The 16,911-nt window shown below is 71.9% G+C and carries 15 protein-coding genes; 5 read left to right on the top strand and 10 right to left on the bottom strand.

Features of this window, described 5'->3' with window-relative positions:
* Window positions 1-4: 4 nt before the first annotated feature.
* From ACFQ7Q_RS21505 to ACFQ7Q_RS21485, 5 genes are all read right to left on the bottom strand, one after another.
* The gene (locus ACFQ7Q_RS21505) at window positions 5-907 is read right to left on the bottom strand and encodes a DUF2510 domain-containing protein (RefSeq protein ID WP_383557586.1); all 903 of its coding nucleotides are present in this window, start codon (window positions 905-907) and stop codon (window positions 5-7) included.
* A 22-nt stretch (window positions 908-929) separates the two neighbouring features.
* On the bottom strand, window positions 930-2,186 hold the full coding sequence (locus ACFQ7Q_RS21500) for a haloacid dehalogenase-like hydrolase (protein ID WP_383557583.1): 1,257 nt from the start codon (window positions 2,184-2,186) through the stop codon (window positions 930-932).
* A gap of 85 nt (window positions 2,187-2,271) precedes the next feature.
* Complete coding sequence (locus ACFQ7Q_RS21495; RefSeq protein WP_383557580.1) at window positions 2,272-3,057, bottom strand: 3-oxoacyl-ACP reductase; 786 nt, start codon at window positions 3,055-3,057, stop codon at window positions 2,272-2,274.
* A gap of 5 nt (window positions 3,058-3,062) precedes the next feature.
* The gene (locus tag ACFQ7Q_RS21490) at window positions 3,063-4,436 is read right to left on the bottom strand and encodes an aldehyde dehydrogenase family protein (protein ID WP_383557578.1); all 1,374 of its coding nucleotides are present in this window, start codon (window positions 4,434-4,436) and stop codon (window positions 3,063-3,065) included.
* An 8-nt stretch (window positions 4,437-4,444) separates the two neighbouring features.
* On the bottom strand, window positions 4,445-5,809 hold the full coding sequence (locus tag ACFQ7Q_RS21485) for a glutamine synthetase family protein (protein ID WP_383557575.1): 1,365 nt from the start codon (window positions 5,807-5,809) through the stop codon (window positions 4,445-4,447).
* 129 nt (window positions 5,810-5,938) lie between these two features.
* On the opposite strand from ACFQ7Q_RS21485, the gene ACFQ7Q_RS21480 reads away from it, so the two are divergent.
* From ACFQ7Q_RS21480 to ACFQ7Q_RS21470, 3 genes are all read left to right on the top strand, one after another.
* The gene (locus tag ACFQ7Q_RS21480; protein ID WP_383557632.1) at window positions 5,939-6,649 is read left to right on the top strand and encodes a FadR/GntR family transcriptional regulator; all 711 of its coding nucleotides are present in this window, start codon (window positions 5,939-5,941) and stop codon (window positions 6,647-6,649) included.
* 169 nt (window positions 6,650-6,818) lie between these two features.
* Window positions 6,819-8,261 carry an ethanolamine permease gene (eat, locus tag ACFQ7Q_RS21475; protein ID WP_383557572.1) on the top strand — a complete coding sequence of 481 codons (1,443 nt, stop codon included), beginning with the start codon at window positions 6,819-6,821 and terminating at the stop codon, window positions 8,259-8,261.
* Between the two features lie 29 nt (window positions 8,262-8,290).
* Complete coding sequence (locus ACFQ7Q_RS21470; RefSeq protein ID WP_383557569.1) at window positions 8,291-9,016, top strand: gamma-glutamyl-gamma-aminobutyrate hydrolase family protein; 726 nt, start codon at window positions 8,291-8,293, stop codon at window positions 9,014-9,016.
* A gap of 274 nt (window positions 9,017-9,290) precedes the next feature.
* Here ACFQ7Q_RS21470 and ACFQ7Q_RS21465 read toward each other — a convergent pair whose 3' ends face one another.
* Window positions 9,291-10,229, bottom strand: coding sequence for a LysR family transcriptional regulator (locus ACFQ7Q_RS21465; protein WP_383557566.1), 939 nt, complete (start codon window positions 10,227-10,229; stop codon window positions 9,291-9,293).
* Between the two features lie 70 nt (window positions 10,230-10,299).
* On the opposite strand from ACFQ7Q_RS21465, the gene ACFQ7Q_RS21460 reads away from it, so the two are divergent.
* On the top strand, window positions 10,300-11,457 hold the full coding sequence (locus tag ACFQ7Q_RS21460; protein WP_383557563.1) for a TDT family transporter: 1,158 nt from the start codon (window positions 10,300-10,302) through the stop codon (window positions 11,455-11,457).
* On the opposite strand, the gene ACFQ7Q_RS21455 is transcribed toward ACFQ7Q_RS21460, so the two are convergent.
* The 4 genes from ACFQ7Q_RS21455 to ACFQ7Q_RS21440 form a co-directional block, all read right to left on the bottom strand.
* Window positions 11,384-12,115 (bottom strand): helical backbone metal receptor, encoded by a 732-nt coding sequence (locus tag ACFQ7Q_RS21455; protein ID WP_383557560.1) that lies wholly within the window; start codon window positions 12,113-12,115, stop codon window positions 11,384-11,386. The genes ACFQ7Q_RS21460 and ACFQ7Q_RS21455 overlap by 74 nt on opposite strands.
* Before the next feature lie 10 nt (window positions 12,116-12,125).
* Window positions 12,126-12,680, bottom strand: a complete 555-nt coding sequence (locus tag ACFQ7Q_RS21450; protein WP_383557557.1) for a helix-turn-helix domain-containing protein — start codon at window positions 12,678-12,680, stop codon at window positions 12,126-12,128.
* Window positions 12,681-12,841: 161 nt separating this feature from the next.
* Window positions 12,842-14,647 (bottom strand): ABC transporter permease/substrate binding protein, encoded by a 1,806-nt coding sequence (locus tag ACFQ7Q_RS21445; protein ID WP_383557554.1) that lies wholly within the window; start codon window positions 14,645-14,647, stop codon window positions 12,842-12,844.
* Window positions 14,640-15,713 carry a glycine betaine/L-proline ABC transporter ATP-binding protein gene (locus ACFQ7Q_RS21440; protein WP_383557551.1) on the bottom strand — a complete coding sequence of 358 codons (1,074 nt, stop codon included), beginning with the start codon at window positions 15,711-15,713 and terminating at the stop codon, window positions 14,640-14,642. The genes ACFQ7Q_RS21445 and ACFQ7Q_RS21440 overlap by 8 nt, the downstream gene beginning before the upstream one ends.
* 269 nt (window positions 15,714-15,982) lie before the next feature.
* On the opposite strand from ACFQ7Q_RS21440, the gene ACFQ7Q_RS21435 reads away from it, so the two are divergent.
* A complete protein-coding gene (locus tag ACFQ7Q_RS21435; RefSeq protein ID WP_383557629.1) occupies window positions 15,983-16,888 on the top strand; it encodes a 5'-3' exonuclease H3TH domain-containing protein in 906 nt (301 codons plus the stop codon).
* Window positions 16,889-16,911: the final 23 nt, after the last annotated feature.

Raw genomic sequence — 16,911 nt, 5'->3', positions numbered from 1 at the left:
GCGGTCAGGAGCCGGGAGTGATCGAGCTTCCCACTCCCCCGCTCGTCGTGCTGCCGATGGGCAGGATCCCCTTGGTGATCTCGTCCATCGTGGCGAGCGGCGGGCCGTCGGCTCCCGCGTCGAAGGCGAAGCGCACGACGACCGGCGACTCGCTGCCCGTCGGGGAGGGGAAGACGAGCGACTGGACGTAGCCGCCGGGGCCCTTGCCGGTGGTGACCTGCCACCGGACCAGATAGCCGGTGCGTCCGGCGACGACGGCGGGGCGGGCGGCGACCTGCTTGTGGGACTGGATGTCGCCGTAGAGCCAGTTCCCGAAGACGTCGTCCCCGAAGTAGGCGTCGGCGGCCAGGGCGATGTCCTCCTTGGCCAGGGCCTCGGGGGTGGCGGCGTCGGTCCCCGAGGCCGAGTGGGAGGACACGGTGCCGTGCCGGCACCGCTTGTTGGTGGCGCCGGGGCAGGGGTACTCGCCGACGGTCGTGATCGTCGGAGCGCCGCCCGAGGTGTACTCCGGCTTCTCCCAGCCCTTGACGACCGGGAGCGTGATGCCGTTGATCTGGTCGACGACCTTCGTGGTGTCCTCGGCGGGCGGGCTGCTGGAGGAGGTGGCGGTCGGCGCCGATGTGGTCGTGGTCGCCGAGGTCGGACCCGCCGTGCCCGGGTCCTTCTCCTCGTCACCGCCGACGAGGACGACGACACCGGCGACGACCGCGGCGACGACGGCCACCGCGCCGGCACCGAGCGCGACGGCCCTGCCCCGCCCGCGGCCGGGCGCGGGAATGGCCGCGACGGCCGTCGTGGGTGCCGTGGCCTGGCGGGTGTGCGCGGTCCAGGCCGTACCGTCCCACCAGCGTTCGACGGTGGGCGCGGCCTGGTCCGGATACCAGCCGGGAGGGGTCGTCATGCTCATTGCGCAAGCCTAGAGGGCGGGTTCAGGAACCGAACACGGAGTCCCACTGGTCGGGCACGACACTGCCGTCGGCACGCCGCACGGGCTGTGCCGTGCCGTCGGAGGCGATGTAGCCGGTGGTGGCACAGGGATAGGGGCTCGTCTTCGCCTTCTTGGGCTCGATGAACATCGGGTTCACGATCCAGCGGCCGTCGCTGTCGTCGTACGCGCGGCACATCAGCTCGTTCTTGTTGCGGTTGAGGACCAGGCGCAGTCCGGTCGCGTCGCGCAGGAAGGAGATGTCGGTGTCGGAGTCGCCGGCGGCGAACACCTGGCGCCGGGAGGCCGGTTGGACGCGCTCGGCGGCGGGCCCGCGCACGCCGAAGATCTCCTGGTTGATCCAGCAGCGCTTGCCGTCGATGTACGTGATCATCGAGTCCTCGCCGTCACGGACGCCACCGCACCCCTTCAGCCGGGCACCGAGCCGGCCGTGCTCGGTGGTGTTGCGGATGCCGATGGCATGCGAGGGCGCGATGCCGACGCCCCGGGCCCAGACGTCGACGACCGGTTCGGGCGAGGCCGAGACGATCCAGACGTCGAAGCCTGCCGCGCGAAGGGTACGGACGAGGTCGCGCTGCTGCTCGTAGTAGCGGACCCAGGCGGTGACCTCGCCGGTGCCGACCCGCTGGGTGGCTCCTGTCGGCGCGGCGAGGTTCTCGGCGCGGGCGGCCGCGGCGAAGGACTCGACCTGGCGGGTGGTCCAGCCGCGCAGGAGCTGGGCGAGCCAGGCGTACTGCGGTTCCATCCGACGGTGGTCGAAGCCCGTGAACGCCTCGCTGCCGGTGGTCGTGGCGCCCTCCGCGTAGACGGAGAGGATCTCGTCGGCGCAGCGGGTGTCGGTCGCCGTGGGCAGGATGCGGACACCGGTGGGGCAGGCGTCGCGCAGGGCGGCGGCCGCGCCCGGGGTCAGATAGCGGCTGGTGGTGGTCCAGTCGTCGTTCGCGGGCGGACGGATGCGGTCGTTGCGCAGGAGCCAGTACATCGTGGCGTCGCCGACGTCGTTCTTGATGACGGTGTTGTCCCAGTCGAAGACGGCGACGGGCCGGTCGCCGCGCCTGTCCCCGCAGTGCGCGTCGATGAGCTCCTGCAGTCTCGCGCGGTTGTCGCCGTACCAGCCCTCGGAGACCTTCAGCGTGGGGCACTTCCCGGGTCCGGCGTGGGCGGGCGGGGCGGTGGCCAGGCCGGCGAGGGCGAGAACCGTGGCGGCCGTGGCGGTGATGCGGCGGAATCGGGTGTTCATGGGCGCGCTCCTGTCGGGGATGTCCGGATGCACGACAGCCGGGCGCCTTGCGACGCCCGGCTGTCGGGGTGGGGTGGAGATGGGTTTAGAGCGGGGTCACGTACGCGCCCGAGATGCCGCCGTCGACGAGGAAGTCGGTGGCGTTGATGAAGGAGGAGTCGTCGCTGGCGAGGAAGGCGACGGCGGCGGCGATCTCCTCCGCCTCGGCGAAGCGGCCGACGGGGATGTGCACGAGCCGGCGCGCGGCCCGCTCCGGGTCCTTGGCGAACAGCTCCTGGAGGAGCGGGGTGTTGACCGGCCCGGGGCAGAGGGCGTTGACGCGGATGCCCTCGCGGGCGAACTGGACGCCCAGCTCGCGGGACATGGCGAGCACGCCGCCCTTGGAGGCGGTGTACGAGATCTGGCTGGTGGCCGCGCCCATGATGGCGACGAAGGAGGCGGTGTTGATGATCGAGCCGCGTCCCTGTCGCTGCATGTAGGGCAGGGCGGCCTTGCAGCACAGGTAGACCGAGGTCAGGTTGACGTCCTGGACGCGCTTCCACGCCTCCAGGCCGGTGGTGAGGATCGAGTCGTCGTCGGGCGGGGAGATGCCCGCGTTGTTGAAGGCGATGTCGACGGAGCCGTAGGTGTCGAAGGCGACCTTGAAGAGGTTCTCGACCTCCTCGGGGTCGGTGACGTTCACCTTCACGAACGTCCCGCCGACCTCCTCCGCGGCGGCCTTGCCCGCGGTCTCGTCGATGTCGCCGCAGACGACGTTCGCGCCCTCGGAGGCGAGGCGGCGGGCGGTGGCGAGGCCGATGCCGCTGCCGGCCCCGGTGATGACGGCGGTACGGCCGACCAGACGGCGGCAGACGATCTCTTCGGTGCTCATGCGGTTCAGGCCTCCGTGCTTTCCGTGCTGATGAAGACGTTCTTGGTCTCGGTGAAGGCGGTGAGGGCGTCGGGGCCGAGCTCCCGGCCGAGGCCGGACTGCTGGTAGCCGCCGAACGGGGTCCAGTAGCGGACGCTGGAGTGGGAGTTGACGGAGAGGTTGCCGGCCCGGACGGCGCGCGAGACGCGCAGGGCGCGGCCCACGTCACGGGTCCAGATGGAGCCGGACAGTCCGTACTCGGTGGCGTTGGCGAGGCGTACGGCGTCGGCCTCGTCCTCGAAGGGCAGGACGACGGCGACCGGTCCGAAGACCTCCTCGACGGCGCAGGGCGCGTCCTCGGCGAGGCCGGTGAGGACGGTCGGCGGGAACCAGAAGCCGGGGCCCGCGGGGGCCTTGCCCCGGATGCCGGGGAGGGAGTCGGGGACGTACGCGCGGACGCGCTCCAGCTGGGCCTTGGAGATCAGCGGGCCCATCTGGGTCTTCTCGCCGGCCGGGTCGCCGACCACGATCTCCTCGACGGCGGGGGTGAGCAGCTCCAGGAAGCGGTCGTACACGGAGCGCTGGACGAGGATGCGGGTGCGGGCGCAGCAGTCCTGGCCGCTGTTGTCGAGGAAGGACATCGGTGCCGCGGCCGCCGCGGCCTCGATGTCGGCGTCGGCGAAGACGATGTTGGGGCTCTTGCCGCCGAGTTCGAGCGTCACGCGCTTCACCTGGTCGGCGCACTTCGCCATGATGCTCTTGCCGACCCGCGTCGAGCCGGTGAAGACGATCTTGGCGATGCCGGGGTGTTCGACGAGCGCGTTGCCCGCGACGGCGCCCTCGCCCGGAAGGACCTGGAAGAGGCCCTCGGGGAGGCCGGCCTCAAGGGCCAGCTCGGCGAGGCGGAGCGCGGTGAGCGGGGTGGTCTCGGCCGGCTTGAGGATCACCGCGTTGCCGGCGGCGAGGGCCGGGGCGGTGGCCCAGGCGGCGATCGGCATGGGGAAGTTCCAGGGCGCGATCACGCCGACGACGCCGAGGGGTTCGAGGATCGTGATGTCGAGACCGCCGGCGACGGGGATCTGGCGGCCGTTCAGCCGCTCCACTCCCCCGGCCGCGTAGTCGAGCAGGTCACGGACGTTGCCCGCCTCCCAGCGGGCGTTGCCGAGGGTGTGGCCGGCCTCGCGCACTTCGAGGAGGGCGAGCTCCTCGATGTGGGTGTCGACGACGGCCGCGAAGCGGCGCAGCAGCCGGGCTCGGTCCGCCGGAGCGGCCGCGGCCCAGCCGCGCTGGGCTTGGGCCGCCCGTGCGACGGCGGCGTCGACATCGGCCGGAGTGGCGGCGGGGACGGTCGCGACGACCTCTTCGGTCGCCGGGTTGAGTACCTCGAGTTCCTGGAGCAACTCTTTCCTCACATGCGTTCGAAGGAGCGGCGCAGCTCCCAGTCGGTCACCGCGGCGTCGTACGCGTCGAGTTCGACGCGGGCCATGTTGCGGTAGTGCGCGACGACCTCGTCCCCGAAGGCGGCCTTGGCGATCGGGCTGGTCTCCCAGAGCTCGGCGGCCTCGCGCAGGGTGGTGGGGACGTGGGCGTACTCGGCGGTGTAGGCGTTCCCGTCACAGGCCGCGGGCAGTTCGAGCCGCTGCTCGATGCCGTACAGGCCGGCGGCGACCAGGCCGGCGACGGCGAGGTGGGGGTTGACGTCTCCGCCCGGCAGACGGTTCTCGAAGCGCATCGAGCGGCCGTGTCCGACGACGCGCAGGGAACAGGTCCGGTTGTCGACGCCCCAGGCGACGGCGGTGGGGGCGAAGGAGCCGGGCTGGAAGCGCTTGTAGGAGTTGATGTTGGGGGCGTAGAGGAGGGAGAAGTCGCGCAGGGCGGCGAGCTGTCCGGCGAGGAAGTGCCGCATGACGTCCGACATCCCGCCGGGTCCGTCGCCGGCCATGACGTTCGTGCCGTCGGCGTCCTGGAGCGAGAGGTGGATGTGGCAGGAGTTGCCCTCGCGCTCGTTGTACTTCGCCATGAAGGTGAGCGAGACGCCTTCCTGGGCGGCGATCTCCTTGGCGCCCGTCTTGTAGACGGAGTGCTGGTCGCAGGTGACGAGGGCCTCGTCGTACTTGAAGGCGATCTCGTGCTGGCCGGGGTTGCACTCGCCCTTGGCGGACTCGACGGTCAGCCCGGCGCCGGCCATCTCGTTGCGGATCCGGCGCAGGAGGGGCTCGATGCGCCCGGTGCCGAGGACGGAGTAGTCGATGTTGTACTGGTTGACGGGGGTCAGGTTCCGGTAGTTCGCGTCCCAGGCCTGCTCGTAGGTGTCCTTGAAGACGATGAACTCCAGCTCCGTGCCGACGTGGGCGGTGTAGCCGTGTTCGGCGAGCCGTTCCAGCTGGCGGCGGAGGATCTGGCGGGGTGCGGCGACGACGGGTGAGCCGTCGTTCCAGGCGAGGTCGGCGATCAGCATCGCCGTACCCTCGTTCCACGGGACGCGGCGCAGGGTGGAGAGGTCGGGGTGCATGGCGAAGTCGCCGTAGCCGCGGTCCCAGGAGGACATCTCGTATCCGTCGACCGTGTTCATCTCGGTGTCGACGGCCAGGAGATAGTTGCAGCCCTCGGTGCCGTGGTCGAGGACGTCGTCGAGGAAGAACGGTGCGGCGAACCGCTTGCCCTGGAGCCGCCCCTGCATGTCGGGGAAGGCCAGGACGACTGTGTCGATCTCACCGCTCGCGACGAGGGCACGGAGCTCCTCGACGGAGAGCGGGGCTTTGCGGTCTGCCACGGGATTACTCCTCCTTCGGCCAGCCGGAAGCCATAAGGTATTGCCGAAGACCATTGCTTGGGAAGGGGAAACCGCAACGTGGCGAAGATCGGCGAGGAGACGGACGCGGTGACGGGCGCCGCGGCGCACATGCCGGACCGGCTGACGCCCGTGCTGCGGCCGGTGCGAGCGGGCAACGGCTTCGAGGAGGCGCTGGAGCAGATCCTTCAGGTCGTACGGCTCGGCCTGGTGCCCGGCGGGGAGCGGCTGCCCGCCGAGCGGGAGCTGGCCGACCGGATGGGGATCAGCCGGGTCACCCTGCGGGAAGTCCTGAAGGTGCTCCAGGAGCAGGGGCTCGTGGAGAGCCGGCGCGGGCGGTACGGCGGAACGTTCGTGCTGCACCGGTCGCAGACGGCCGACGAGGACGAGCTGCGCCGCCGGATCGCCGCGATCGACGTCGAGGACACCTTGCGCTTCCGCGAGGTCCTGGAGGTCGGCGCGGCGGGGCTCTGCGCGGCGCACGGGCTGACGGACGAGGGTACGGAGCGGCTCCGCGCGGCCCTGGCGGCCACGCACGACGCCCCGCTGGCGGACTACCGACGCCAGGACACGCTGCTCCATCTCACGCTGGCCGAACTCTCGGGCTCCCCGACGCTCACCGCCCAGTACGCCGCCGTCCGGGCGACGGTCAACGACCTCCTCGACTGCATCCCCCTGCTCGTACGCAACCTGGAGCACTCCCAGCACCAGCACACCGCGTTGGTGGAGGCCGTCCTCGACGGCGACGCGGACGCGGCCCGCGAGGTCATGCGCGAACACTGCGGCGGCACGGCGGCGCTGCTGCGGGGCTTCCTGACGTGAGCGGGCGAGCGGGCCTCCGGACGCCTCCCGGAGGGGCGCCCGGAGGTGCGCCGAGCCCTGAACGAAGGTCACGTAACCGGAAAGTAACGCACGGGGGTTGCGTTCCAGCCGACCCGGCGCAAAGGTATGGTCCCATTCCATTGGGCCCGACGCGGGAGCTGACGCTGCCATGACGCTCGAAGACACCACCGGGGACAAGACAGCACCTGACGACTACCTCGAACGCCGGGCGCTGCGCCGCGGCAGCGCCGGCTGGCTGCTGCTGACCGGACTCGGCGTGGCCTACGTCGTCTCCGGCGACTTCTCCGGCTGGAACATCGGCCTGTCCAAGGGCGGATTCGGCGGACTCGCCGTCGCCACCGTGCTGATGGGCGCGATGTACGCCTGTCTCGTCTTCGCGCTCGCCGAGCTCTCCGCGATCCTGCCCACGGCGGGCGGCGGCTACGGCTTCGCGCGCCGGGCGCTCGGCACCTGGGGCGGCTTCCTCACCGGCACCGCGATCCTCATCGAGTACATCCTCGCTCCCGCCGCGATCTCCATCTTCATCGGCGACTACGTCGAATCGCTCGGCCTGTTCGGCCTGGAGTCCGGCTGGCCCGTCTATCTCGCCTGCTTCGTGATCTTCATCGGGATCCATCTGTGGGGGGTGGGCGAGGCGCTGCGCTTCAGTCTGATCGTGACGGCGATCGCGGTCGCGGCCCTGGTCATCTTCGCGCTGGGCGCGCTCAGCGACTTCCACGTCGACGGGCTGAACGACATCCCGGTCGACACCGACGCGCTCGGCTCCAACTCCTGGCTGCCGTACGGCCTGCTCGGGATCTGGGCCGCGTTCCCCTTCGGCATGTGGTTCTTCCTCGGGGTCGAGGGCGTGCCGCTCGCCGCGGAGGAGGCCAAGGACCCGGTCCGCTCGATGCCGAAGGCGCTCGCGATCTCGATGGGCATCCTGGTGCTGCTCGCCGTGATGACCTTCTTCGCCTCGACCGGGGCGCGCGGCTCGGCCGCCATCCAGGAGGCGGGCAACCCGCTGGTCGTGGCGCTGCAGGGCGACGGGGACCCGACGCTGCTCAGCCGGTTCGTGAACTACGCGGGCCTCGCCGGCCTCGTGGCCTCGTTCTTCTCGCTCATCTACGCCGGTTCGCGCCAGCTCTTCGCCCTGTCCAGGGCCGGCTACCTGCCCCGGTTCCTCTCCCTCACCAGCCGCCGCAAGTCGCCGTACCTGGGGCTGCTCATCCCGGGCGCGATCGGTTTCGCGCTCGCCGCGGGGACCGGGAACGGCGCGCGGATGCTGAACATCGCGGTGTTCGGCGCGACCATCTCGTACGCCTTGATGGCGCTCTCCCACATCGTGCTGCGCCGCCGCGAGCCGGAGCTGCACCGTCCGTACCGGACGCCGGGCGGGGTGGCGACCTCGTCCGTGGCCTTCGTCCTCGCCCTGTCGGCTCTGGTCGCGACCTTCCTGGTCGACAAGGACGCGGCGTTCATCGCGCTGGGGGTCTATGTGATCGCCCTCGCCTACTTCGCGTTCTACAGTCGGAAGCATCTGGTGGCCAAGGCGCCGGAGGAGGAGTTCGCGGCGCTGGCGGCGGCCGAGGCCGAACTCGAACGCGACTGACCACCACGTACCGACGGAGGAGCTACACCGTGTCCAAGCCGCTCATCGGCGTGACGACCTATCTGGACCAGGCCCGCTGGGGGGTGTGGGACATGCCGGCGGCCCTGCTGCCGGCGCAGTACCCACGGCTGGTCCAGGCGAGCGGTGGCCACGCGGCGATGCTCCCGCCGGACGAGCCGTCGGCCGCGGCCGCGGTGGTGGCCCGGCTCGACGGTCTGGTGGTCGCGGGCGGCGCGGACGTCGAGCCGGTGCGGTACGGGGCGGAGCCCGATCCCCGTACCGGCCCGCCCGCCCGGGCCAGGGACACGTGGGAGCTGGCCCTGGTCGAGGCGGCGCTGGCCGCGGGCACTCCGCTGCTCGGCATCTGCCGGGGCATGCAGCTGCTCAACGTGGCGCTGGGCGGCACCTTGGTCCAGCACCTGGACGGCCATGTGGAGGCGGTCGGCGTGATCGGCCGCCACGCGGTGAAGCCGGTTCCCGGAACGCTGTACGCGTCCCTGGTCCCCGAGTCGGCCTCGGTGCCGACCTACCACCACCAGGCCGTGGACCGCCTGGGCGAGGGCCTGGCGGCGTCGGCGTACGCGGAGGACGGCACGACCGAGGCGATCGAACTGGCCGCCCCGGCGTGGGCCCTGGGCGTCCAGTGGCACCCGGAGATGGGCGAGGACCTCCGGGTGATGCGGGGCCTGATCGCGGCGGCGACGGGCCAGACCCGCCCCGCACCACGAAACCTGGCCACGACGACGTCCAACTGACACCACGCACCACGCGGCCGGTCGCGGGCGCCGCACAGAACGCCGCCCCACCCCGGGGGCGCGGGGAGCCACCCGCTCAGCCGCTGCGCACCCGGGGCTGCGGCCGCGTCGAGGGGCGCGGGGAACCGCGCGCTCAACCACAACGCACCCGCAGGCTTCGTACGACGCCGCCCCACCCCGGGCCTGCGGGGAACCGCGCTCAACCGCAACGCACCCGCAGGCTCCACACGACCCCGTCCCCCGGCGCCGTCGAGCGTGCCCGCGGGGAACCGCGCTAGGTCCCCGGCGGCCTCGCCCTGGTCAGCGACAGCAGGTCGCGCGCCGGCCCCGTCGGGCGGTGGCCGGTCGGCCAGACCGCGCGGAGGTCCCGGCGGAGCAGCACGCCCTCGACCGGGATCTCGACCAGGCGGCGCGAGGTCAGCTCCTCCACGACGGCGAGCTCGCTCAGCACGGCGGGCCCCGCGGAGCTGACCGCCGCCGCCTTCACCGCCGTGGTGGACGCGAGTTCGAGCAGCGGCTGCGCGAGGCCGCCGTGCCCGGAGAGCGCGGAGTCGAGCACCTGGCGGGTCCCCGAACCCCGCTCGCGCAGGATCAGCGGGGTCGCGGCCAACTCCCCCGGCTCCAGCGGCCTGCGGCGACGTGCCCACGCGTGGGACGGCGCCGCGACCACGAGGAGCCGGTCGCGGGCGACGACCGCCCCGTCCAGCCCGTCGGGCACGGAGAGCCCCTCCACGAACCCCAGGTCCGCCTCGTCCGCGAGCAGCCGCTCCGCGACCGCCGCCGAGTTGCCCGCCATCAGCGACACGGCCGTGTCCGGCCGCTCCGCGCGCAGCGCGATCAGCCAGCCCGGCAGCAGATACTCGGCGATGGTCATCGACGCGGCCACCCGCAGCCGCGAATCCCGCCTGCCCCGCAGCGCCTGCGCCCCCGCGTCGAACGCCTCCGCCGCCTCCACGATCCGCCGCGCCCAGTCGGTCACCAGAGCCCCCGCGTCCGTGAGGCGCGAGCCGCGTGGCGAACGGTCCACCAGGGCGACCCCGAGCTGCCGCTCCATCGACCGGATCCGGCTGCTCGCCGCGGGCTGCGTGATGCCCACCTCGCGGGCGGCCCGCCCCAGGCTGCCGTGCCGGGCGACCGCCAGGAGCAGTTCGAGCGCGCCGAGGTCGGGGACCCGGTGGGACACGGGTGCGGTCTCGGTAGGCTCACTGCTCATAAAGTCAGCTTATGACGTCATAGTGCCAAGATCCCTGGTCGGGCCCGCGCGGCCGCGCGAGGGTGAGGCCATGGCAACCCTCGCAGCTTCCCGTCCGGTCCCCCGCGCCACCACCCCCGGCGCGCGGGCGACCGCGGTCCGCCACCTCGGCCCCAACTGGTACGCCTCGGTGATGGGCACCGCCATCGTCGCCAACGCGGGAGCGGCCCTCCCCGTGCACGTGCCCGGTCTGCGTACCGCCTGCACGGCCGTCTGGGCGCTCTCCTTCGCGATGCTCCTCGCCCTGCTCGCCGCCCGCTCCGCGCACTGGATCCACCACCGCGACCGGGCCAGGGAGCACCTCATGGACCCGGCCGTGGCACCGTTCTACGGCTGTCTCTCGATGGCGCTTCTGGCGGTCGGCGGCGGCGCCCTGATCGTGGGCCGGGACTGGACGGGGCTCCCCGCCGCCGTCGCGATCGACACCGTGCTGTTCATCGCCGGCTCGGCCGTCGGCCTGGCCGCCGCGGTCGCGATCCCGTACCTCATGGTGGTGCACCACAAGATCGAGAGCGCGTCCCCGGTGTGGCTCCTCCCGGTCGTCGCCCCGATGGTCTCCGCCGCCCTCGGCCCGCTGCTCCTGCCCCATCTGCCGGCCGGCCAGGCTCAGCAGACGCTGCTGATCGCCTGTTACGCGATGTTCGGCATCAGTCTGCTCGCCACCCTGGTGATGCTGCCGCTGGTCTTCGGCCGGCTCGTCACCGGTGGCCCGCTGCCCCTCGCGCTCACCCCCACCCTCTTCCTGGTCCTCGGCCCGCTGGGCCAGTCGACCACCGCCGCGAACAAGTTCGCCGATGTCGCGCCCGGCGTGCTGCCCGCTCCGTACGCCCACGGCTTCACCGCCTTCGCCGTCCTCTACGGGGTGCCGGTGATGGGCTTCGCCCTGCTGTGGCTGGCGCTCGCCGGGGCGATGGTGCTGTGGGCCCGCCGTCGGGGCATGGGGTTCGCGATGACCTGGTGGGCCTTCACCTTCCCGGTCGGCACGTGTGTGACGGGCGCGGAGGGACTCGCCCACCACACGGGCCTGGTCGCCTTCCGCTGGCTCGCCGTCGCGCTGTACGTGTTCCTCGTCGCGGCCTGGCTGGTGGCCGGGTTCCACACCCTGCGGGGTCTGTTCAGCGGAGCGCTGCTCGCAGCTCCCGGCCGAGGACCCGTGGCGCCTGGGCCAGTGACGGCCCGTACCAGGTGAGGTGACGCCCGCTGACGAGTGCGACGGCGATCCCGGGGAACGCCTCGGGGCCGTCGTCGGCCGTGAAGCGGTACGGCTCGTCGGGCAGCACGACCAGGTCGGCGCCGGCGGCCCGGAGTTCGTCGAGGGGGATGCGCGGATACCGGTCCGCGTGATCGGCGTACAGCTGACGGACGCCGAGGCGGGCCAGCAGGTCGCCGGCGAAGGTGTCGCGGCCGAGGACCATCCAGGGCCGGCGCCAGATCGGTACGACGGCGGTCGGCGGCTCGCCCGGCGCGTCCACGGCGGCCCACGCCTCCTCCGCCTCGTCCAGCCAGCGGGGCCGGTCGGCCACGCCGCAGGCCCGGAGCGTCCGGTCCAGCTCGCGGAACGCCTGGTCGAGCGTGCGTACCTCGGTGACCAGGACCTCCGTCCCGGCGGCGCGCAGCGCTGCCAGGTCGGGGGCGCGGTTCTCCTCCTCGTTGGCGATCACCAGGTCGGGCCGGAGGGCGGTGATCGCGGCGATGTCGGGGTTCTTCGTGCCCCCGATCCGTACGAGGTCGAGATCCGCCGGGTGGCTGCACCAGTCGGTGGCGCCGACGAGCAGGCCGGGCGCGGTGACGGCGACCGCCTCGGTCAGCGAGGGGACGAGGGAGACGACACGGATCCGGGCGCTCACACGGCGTCCCTCATGCGTCGTCGGCCTCGATGTGGTCGGCGACGGCCACGACGAGCAGGCGCGTGCCGGACTCGGTGGCGCGCCAGCGGTGCCGTACGCCTCCGGAGAGATACAGCGTGTCCCCGCGTGAGAGCCGGTACGCCCGGCCCTCGGCCTCGACCTCGGCGGCGCCGTCGGCGACGAACAGCAACTCGTCGTTGCGGTGCTGGAATTCGCGTCCCGCGTCGCGCTCGCCGGTGAATTCCAGCGCATGCAGCTGGTGCCGGCCGCGGATCAGGGACCGTACCCCCTCGGGCAGGTCGGGGCGGGCCTCCTCGTCGGCGCGTACGACATCGACCGTACGGGCGGACTCCGCGGCGGCCAGCAGCTCGGCCGCCGTGGTCTCCAGGGCTCCGGCGACGAGCTGGAGGGACCGCGTGCTGGGGCGGGCCCGCTCGTTCTCGATCTGGCTGAGGAAGGGCACGGACAGCCCGCTGCGCGAGGCGACGACGGCCAGGGTGAGCTTGAGAGCCCTGCGGCGCCTCTTGACGGCCGCGCCCACGCGCAGTGATTCCTTCTCGTCCATGACGGCTCCCTCCCTCTTCCCTCGCGCCTGCGTACCGGTCGGTTACCTGAACCTTACGCAGCTTTCGGGCAGGGTTTCGCGTCGTGGCGAAAAGGGGTGGTCGCCGAATACGATCGGCGACCACCCCTATGCGGACAGGAGTCGGAATTCCCTCGTCTGCCCTACTGCGGAGCCAGCTTCTCCGCGAGGCCGGGGTTCTTCTCCAGCCAGCCGCGGACGGCCTCCTGCTCCTTGCCCTTGCCGGTCTCCTGGATGGCGGCTTCGAGATCCGTGAGCTGCTTCTCGGTCAGCTCGAAGTTCTTCAGCCAGGAGCCGACCTCGGGGTTGTCGGCGGTGAAGCCCTTACGGGCGAGGGTGTGGACGCCGTCGCCCTTGCCCCAGGTGCCCTTGGGGTCCTCGAGCTTCTTCAGGTCGTAGCTGGAGTAGGCCCAGTGCGGCGACCAGAGCGTGACGACGACCGGTTCCTTCTTGTCGTAGGCGCGCTTCAGCTCGGCGAGCATGCCGGGCGTGGAGCCGTCGACGACCTTGTACTCGCCCTTGAGGCCGTAGTCGTTCAGGACCTTGTCCTTGAGGATGCCCATCATTCCGGCGCTCGGCTCGATGCCGATGATCCGGCCCTTGAACTGGCCGCCCTTGCCCTTGAGGTCATCGAGCGAGTCGATGCCCTTCATGTAGGACGGCACGGACAGTTCGAGCGAGGTCGGTCCGTACCAGGAGCCGAGGTCCTCCAGCTTGTTCCGGTACTTCTCCCAGTACTGGGCGTGGGTGACCGGCAGCCAGGAGTCGGTCTGGAAGTCGATCTGCCCACCGGCCAGACCGGTGTAGAGCGCGCCGGCCTCCAGCTGCTTGGCGTCGACCTCGTAGCCGCGCCGTTCGAGCAGTTCCTTCCAGAGGAAGGTGGAGGCGATGCCCTCGTCCCAGGGGATGTAGCCGAGGTTGATCTTCTTGCCGTGGCCGATGTCCTTGCCGCCGGCGGTCGTCGAAGCGGCGCCGCCGCCGAGGAAGCCCATGCCGCCCGCGACGAGGGCGAGGATCACGACGCCGACGAGGGCGGTGACGGGCTGCGGGCGGTGGCTCCAGAGCTTCGCCCCGGCGCGCGCCGCGCTCGCGGCCCGCGCCTTGGCGAGGGCCCTGCGGCCGAGCGGCGAGACCTGGTGGCCCAGCGCGCCGGTCATCCGGTCCAGGTACATGGCGAGGATGACGATGGAGATGCCGGCCTCGAAGCCGAGGCCGATGTCGACGTTGCCGATGGCGCGGTAGACGGCACCGCCGAGCCCGCCGCCGCCGACCATGCCGGCGATGACGACCATGGACAGGCCCAGCATGATGACCTGGTTGATTCCGGCCATGATCGTGGGCAGGGCGAGCGGCAGCTGGACGCGCAGCAGCGTGTTGCGCGGAGTGGTGCCGAACGCCTCGGCCGCCTCGACCAGCTCGCCGTCGACCTGGCGGATGCCGAGCTCGGTCATCCGCACGCCGGGCGGCAGGGCGAAGACGATGGTGGCGATGATGCCGGGGACCACGCCGACGCCGAAGAAGATGATGCCGGGGATCAGGTAGACCATGGCGGGCATGGTCTGCATGAAGTCCAGGACCGGGCGCAGCACGGCGCTGACGGTCTTGGAGCGGGCCGCCCAGATGCCGAGCGGGACCGCGATCACCAGGGTGACGAGGGTCGCGACGAGCACCAGAGACAGGGTCGACATGGCGTCGTCCCACAGCTCGATGGAGTCGACGAGCGCGAAGCCCGCGAAGGCGAGCACACCGGCGGTCAGCCCGCGCAGCCACCAGGCGACGACGGCGAGGATGCCCGCGAAGAGCAGCGGCTCGGGTGCGGAGAGGACCGCGTCGATGCCGTCGTAGAGACCGGTGACGGCGGCGGTGATGGCGTCGAAGAGCCAGGACAGCTGCGCCTGGAGCCAGTCGACGGAGCTGTCGACCCACTGGCCGAGAGGGAGCCTAGGCATGGTCGGCCACCTCCTTCTCACCGGTGGTGCAGGCAACGGGCGGGCGCTGCTCGTCTCCGATGAAGCCGATCAGACGGGACTGCGGTACGACTCCGAGGACGGTGCCGTCGGTGTCCTTGACGGCCACCGCGTGCGGGACGCGGGCGCTGACGGCGCACAGGTCGGCGACGAGGGTGTCGGGGCCGACGGTCTCGCAGTCGCAGCCGTCGGGCCGGGGGTGCTCGGACTCGGTCATCACGGCGGCCGCCGTGAGGACGCGGGAGCGGTCGACGTCCTGGATGAACGAGGCGACGTAGTCGTTGGCGGGGCGGACCAGGATGTCCTCGGCGCTGCCGAGCTGGACGATCCGGCCGTCGCGCATCACCGCGATGCGGTCACCGAGGCGCATGGCCTCGTTGAGGTCGTGGGTGATGAAGACGATGGTCTTCTTCAGGCGCTTCTGCAGTTCGAGGAGCTGGTCCTGCATGTCGCGGCGGATCAGCGGGTCGAGCGCGCTGAACGACTCGTCCATGAGCAGCAGGTCGGCGTCGGTGGCGAGCGCGCGGGCGAGGCCCACACGCTGCTGCATTCCGCCGGAGAGCTCGTCCGGCCAGGACTTCTCCCAGCCGGCGAGACCGCACATCTCCAGGGCCTCGGTGGCCCGGGTCTCGCGCTCGGCGCGCGGGACACCCTGGACCTCCAGGCCGTACGCGGCGTTCTCGAGGACGCTGCGGTGCGGGAAGAGGGCGAAGTGCTGGAAGACCATGCTGATCTTCGTGGACCGCACCGTGCGCAGATCACGGGGGCTGAGCGCGGTGAGGTCCTTGCCGTCGTGCAGCACACGGCCCGCGGTGGGTTCGAGCAGGCCGTTGAGCATCCGCAGCAGGGTGGACTTGCCGGATCCTGACAGACCCATCACGACGAAGATCTGGCCGGGCTCGACGACGAAGGACGCGTCGATCACGGCCGCGGTCGTGCCGTCGGCGCGGAGCTCGTCGCGGTCCGCGCCGTCACTGAGTTTCTTGACGGCTTCGTCGGGTCGTCTGCCGAACACCTTGAACAGGTGATCGGCCTGGAGCCTGGACACATATACCTCGCGTGTTGAAACGAAAACGGCCTTCCACCCCCGCAGACAGGCCGTGGAGCGGGGCGGTTTCGGCCCGCGACTCCCGTGATGCACCGGGATTCGTCGTGAATCCCGGACCGGGTCCGCTCCGGGCCCGCGCCTGCCCCGGGCCCCACGGGGCAAACGCAAAGGTGACGGGGGTCACGGAAGGCCGCGGGAACCGGGCCGTGCCGTCGGTCGGGGCCGCTGTCGGTGGGGTGCGGCATGATCGGGGTGTGACGCGACGCCTGATGCTCCTCGACACCGCTTCTCTCTACTTCCGCGCGTACTTCGGTGTGCCGGACTCGGTCCGGGCCCCCGACGGCACGCCGGTCAACGCCGTGCGCGGCCTGCTCGACTTCATCACCCGGCTCGTCCAGGACCACCACCCCGACGACCTCGTGGCCTGCATGGACGCCGACTGGCGGCCCCAGTGGCGGGTGGACCTGATCCCCTCGTACAAGGCCCACCGAGTGGCCGTGGAGACCGAGACCGGGCCGGACGAGGAGGAGGTTCCCGACACGCTCGCCCCGCAGGTGCCGGTGATCGAGGCCGTCCTGGACGCCCTCGGCATCGCCCGGATCGGGGTGGCGGGATACGAGGCGGACGACGTCATCGGGACGCTGGCCGGTCGGGCGAAGGGGCCGGTGGACATCGTCACGGGCGACCGGGACCTCTTCCAGCTGGTGGACGACGGGCGCGGCGTGCGGGTGCTGTACCCGCGCAAGGGGGTCGGCGACTGCGATCTGGTCGACGGCGAACTGATCCGTACGAAGTACGGGGTGCGGGCCGACCAGTACGCCGATTTCGCGGCGCTGCGCGGTGACGCCAGCGACGGGCTGCCCGGGGTGAAGGGCATCGGCGAGAAGACCGCCGCGCAGCTGATCACGGAGTACGGCGATCTGGCCGGCGTCCGCGCGGCGGCCGTGGACCGCACGTCGAAGCTGACCCCGGCCAAGCGGCGCGGGATCGTGGACGCGGCCTCCTATCTGGACGTGGCCCCGAAGGTCGTCGAGGTGGCCGGGGACGTGCCGCTGCCGGACTTCGACCCGGCGCTGCCGAGCGAGCCGAGGGACCCTGAGGTGCTGGCGGCGCTGGTGGAGCGATGGGGCCTCGGCGGGGCGGTCGGCAGGCTGCTGCCGGTGCTGGCGCGCTGAGGCCTCCTGGGCCGGGGATCGCC

The sequence above is a fragment of the Streptomyces sp. NPDC056527 genome, from assembly GCF_042794475.1.
GTDB lineage: Bacteria > Actinomycetota > Actinomycetes > Streptomycetales > Streptomycetaceae > Streptomyces.
The sequence above is the reverse complement of the archived record's forward strand: the minus strand, read 5'-3'. Positions and strand labels throughout refer to the sequence as shown.

Bases quoted from the DNA above. Each gene is read 5' to 3' on its own strand.
- ACFQ7Q_RS21445 (WP_383557554.1), bottom strand. From the start codon at position 14,647: ATGCCTAGGCTCCCTCTCGGCCAGTGGGTCGACAGCTCCGTCGACTGG.
- ACFQ7Q_RS21500 (WP_383557583.1), bottom strand. From the start codon at position 2,186: ATGAACACCCGATTCCGCCGCATCACCGCCACGGCCGCCACGGTTCTC.
- ACFQ7Q_RS21505 (WP_383557586.1), bottom strand. From the start codon at position 907: ATGAGCATGACGACCCCTCCCGGCTGGTATCCGGACCAGGCCGCGCCC.
- ACFQ7Q_RS21435 (WP_383557629.1), top strand. From the start codon at position 15,983: ATGCTCCTCGACACCGCTTCTCTCTACTTCCGCGCGTACTTCGGTGTG.
- eat (WP_383557572.1), top strand. From the start codon at position 6,819: ATGACGCTCGAAGACACCACCGGGGACAAGACAGCACCTGACGACTAC.
- ACFQ7Q_RS21460 (WP_383557563.1), top strand. From the start codon at position 10,300: ATGGCAACCCTCGCAGCTTCCCGTCCGGTCCCCCGCGCCACCACCCCC.
- ACFQ7Q_RS21450 (WP_383557557.1), bottom strand. From the start codon at position 12,680: ATGGACGAGAAGGAATCACTGCGCGTGGGCGCGGCCGTCAAGAGGCGC.
- ACFQ7Q_RS21465 (WP_383557566.1), bottom strand. From the start codon at position 10,229: ATGAGCAGTGAGCCTACCGAGACCGCACCCGTGTCCCACCGGGTCCCC.
- ACFQ7Q_RS21495 (WP_383557580.1), bottom strand. From the start codon at position 3,057: ATGAGCACCGAAGAGATCGTCTGCCGCCGTCTGGTCGGCCGTACCGCC.
- ACFQ7Q_RS21480 (WP_383557632.1), top strand. From the start codon at position 5,939: ATGCCGGACCGGCTGACGCCCGTGCTGCGGCCGGTGCGAGCGGGCAAC.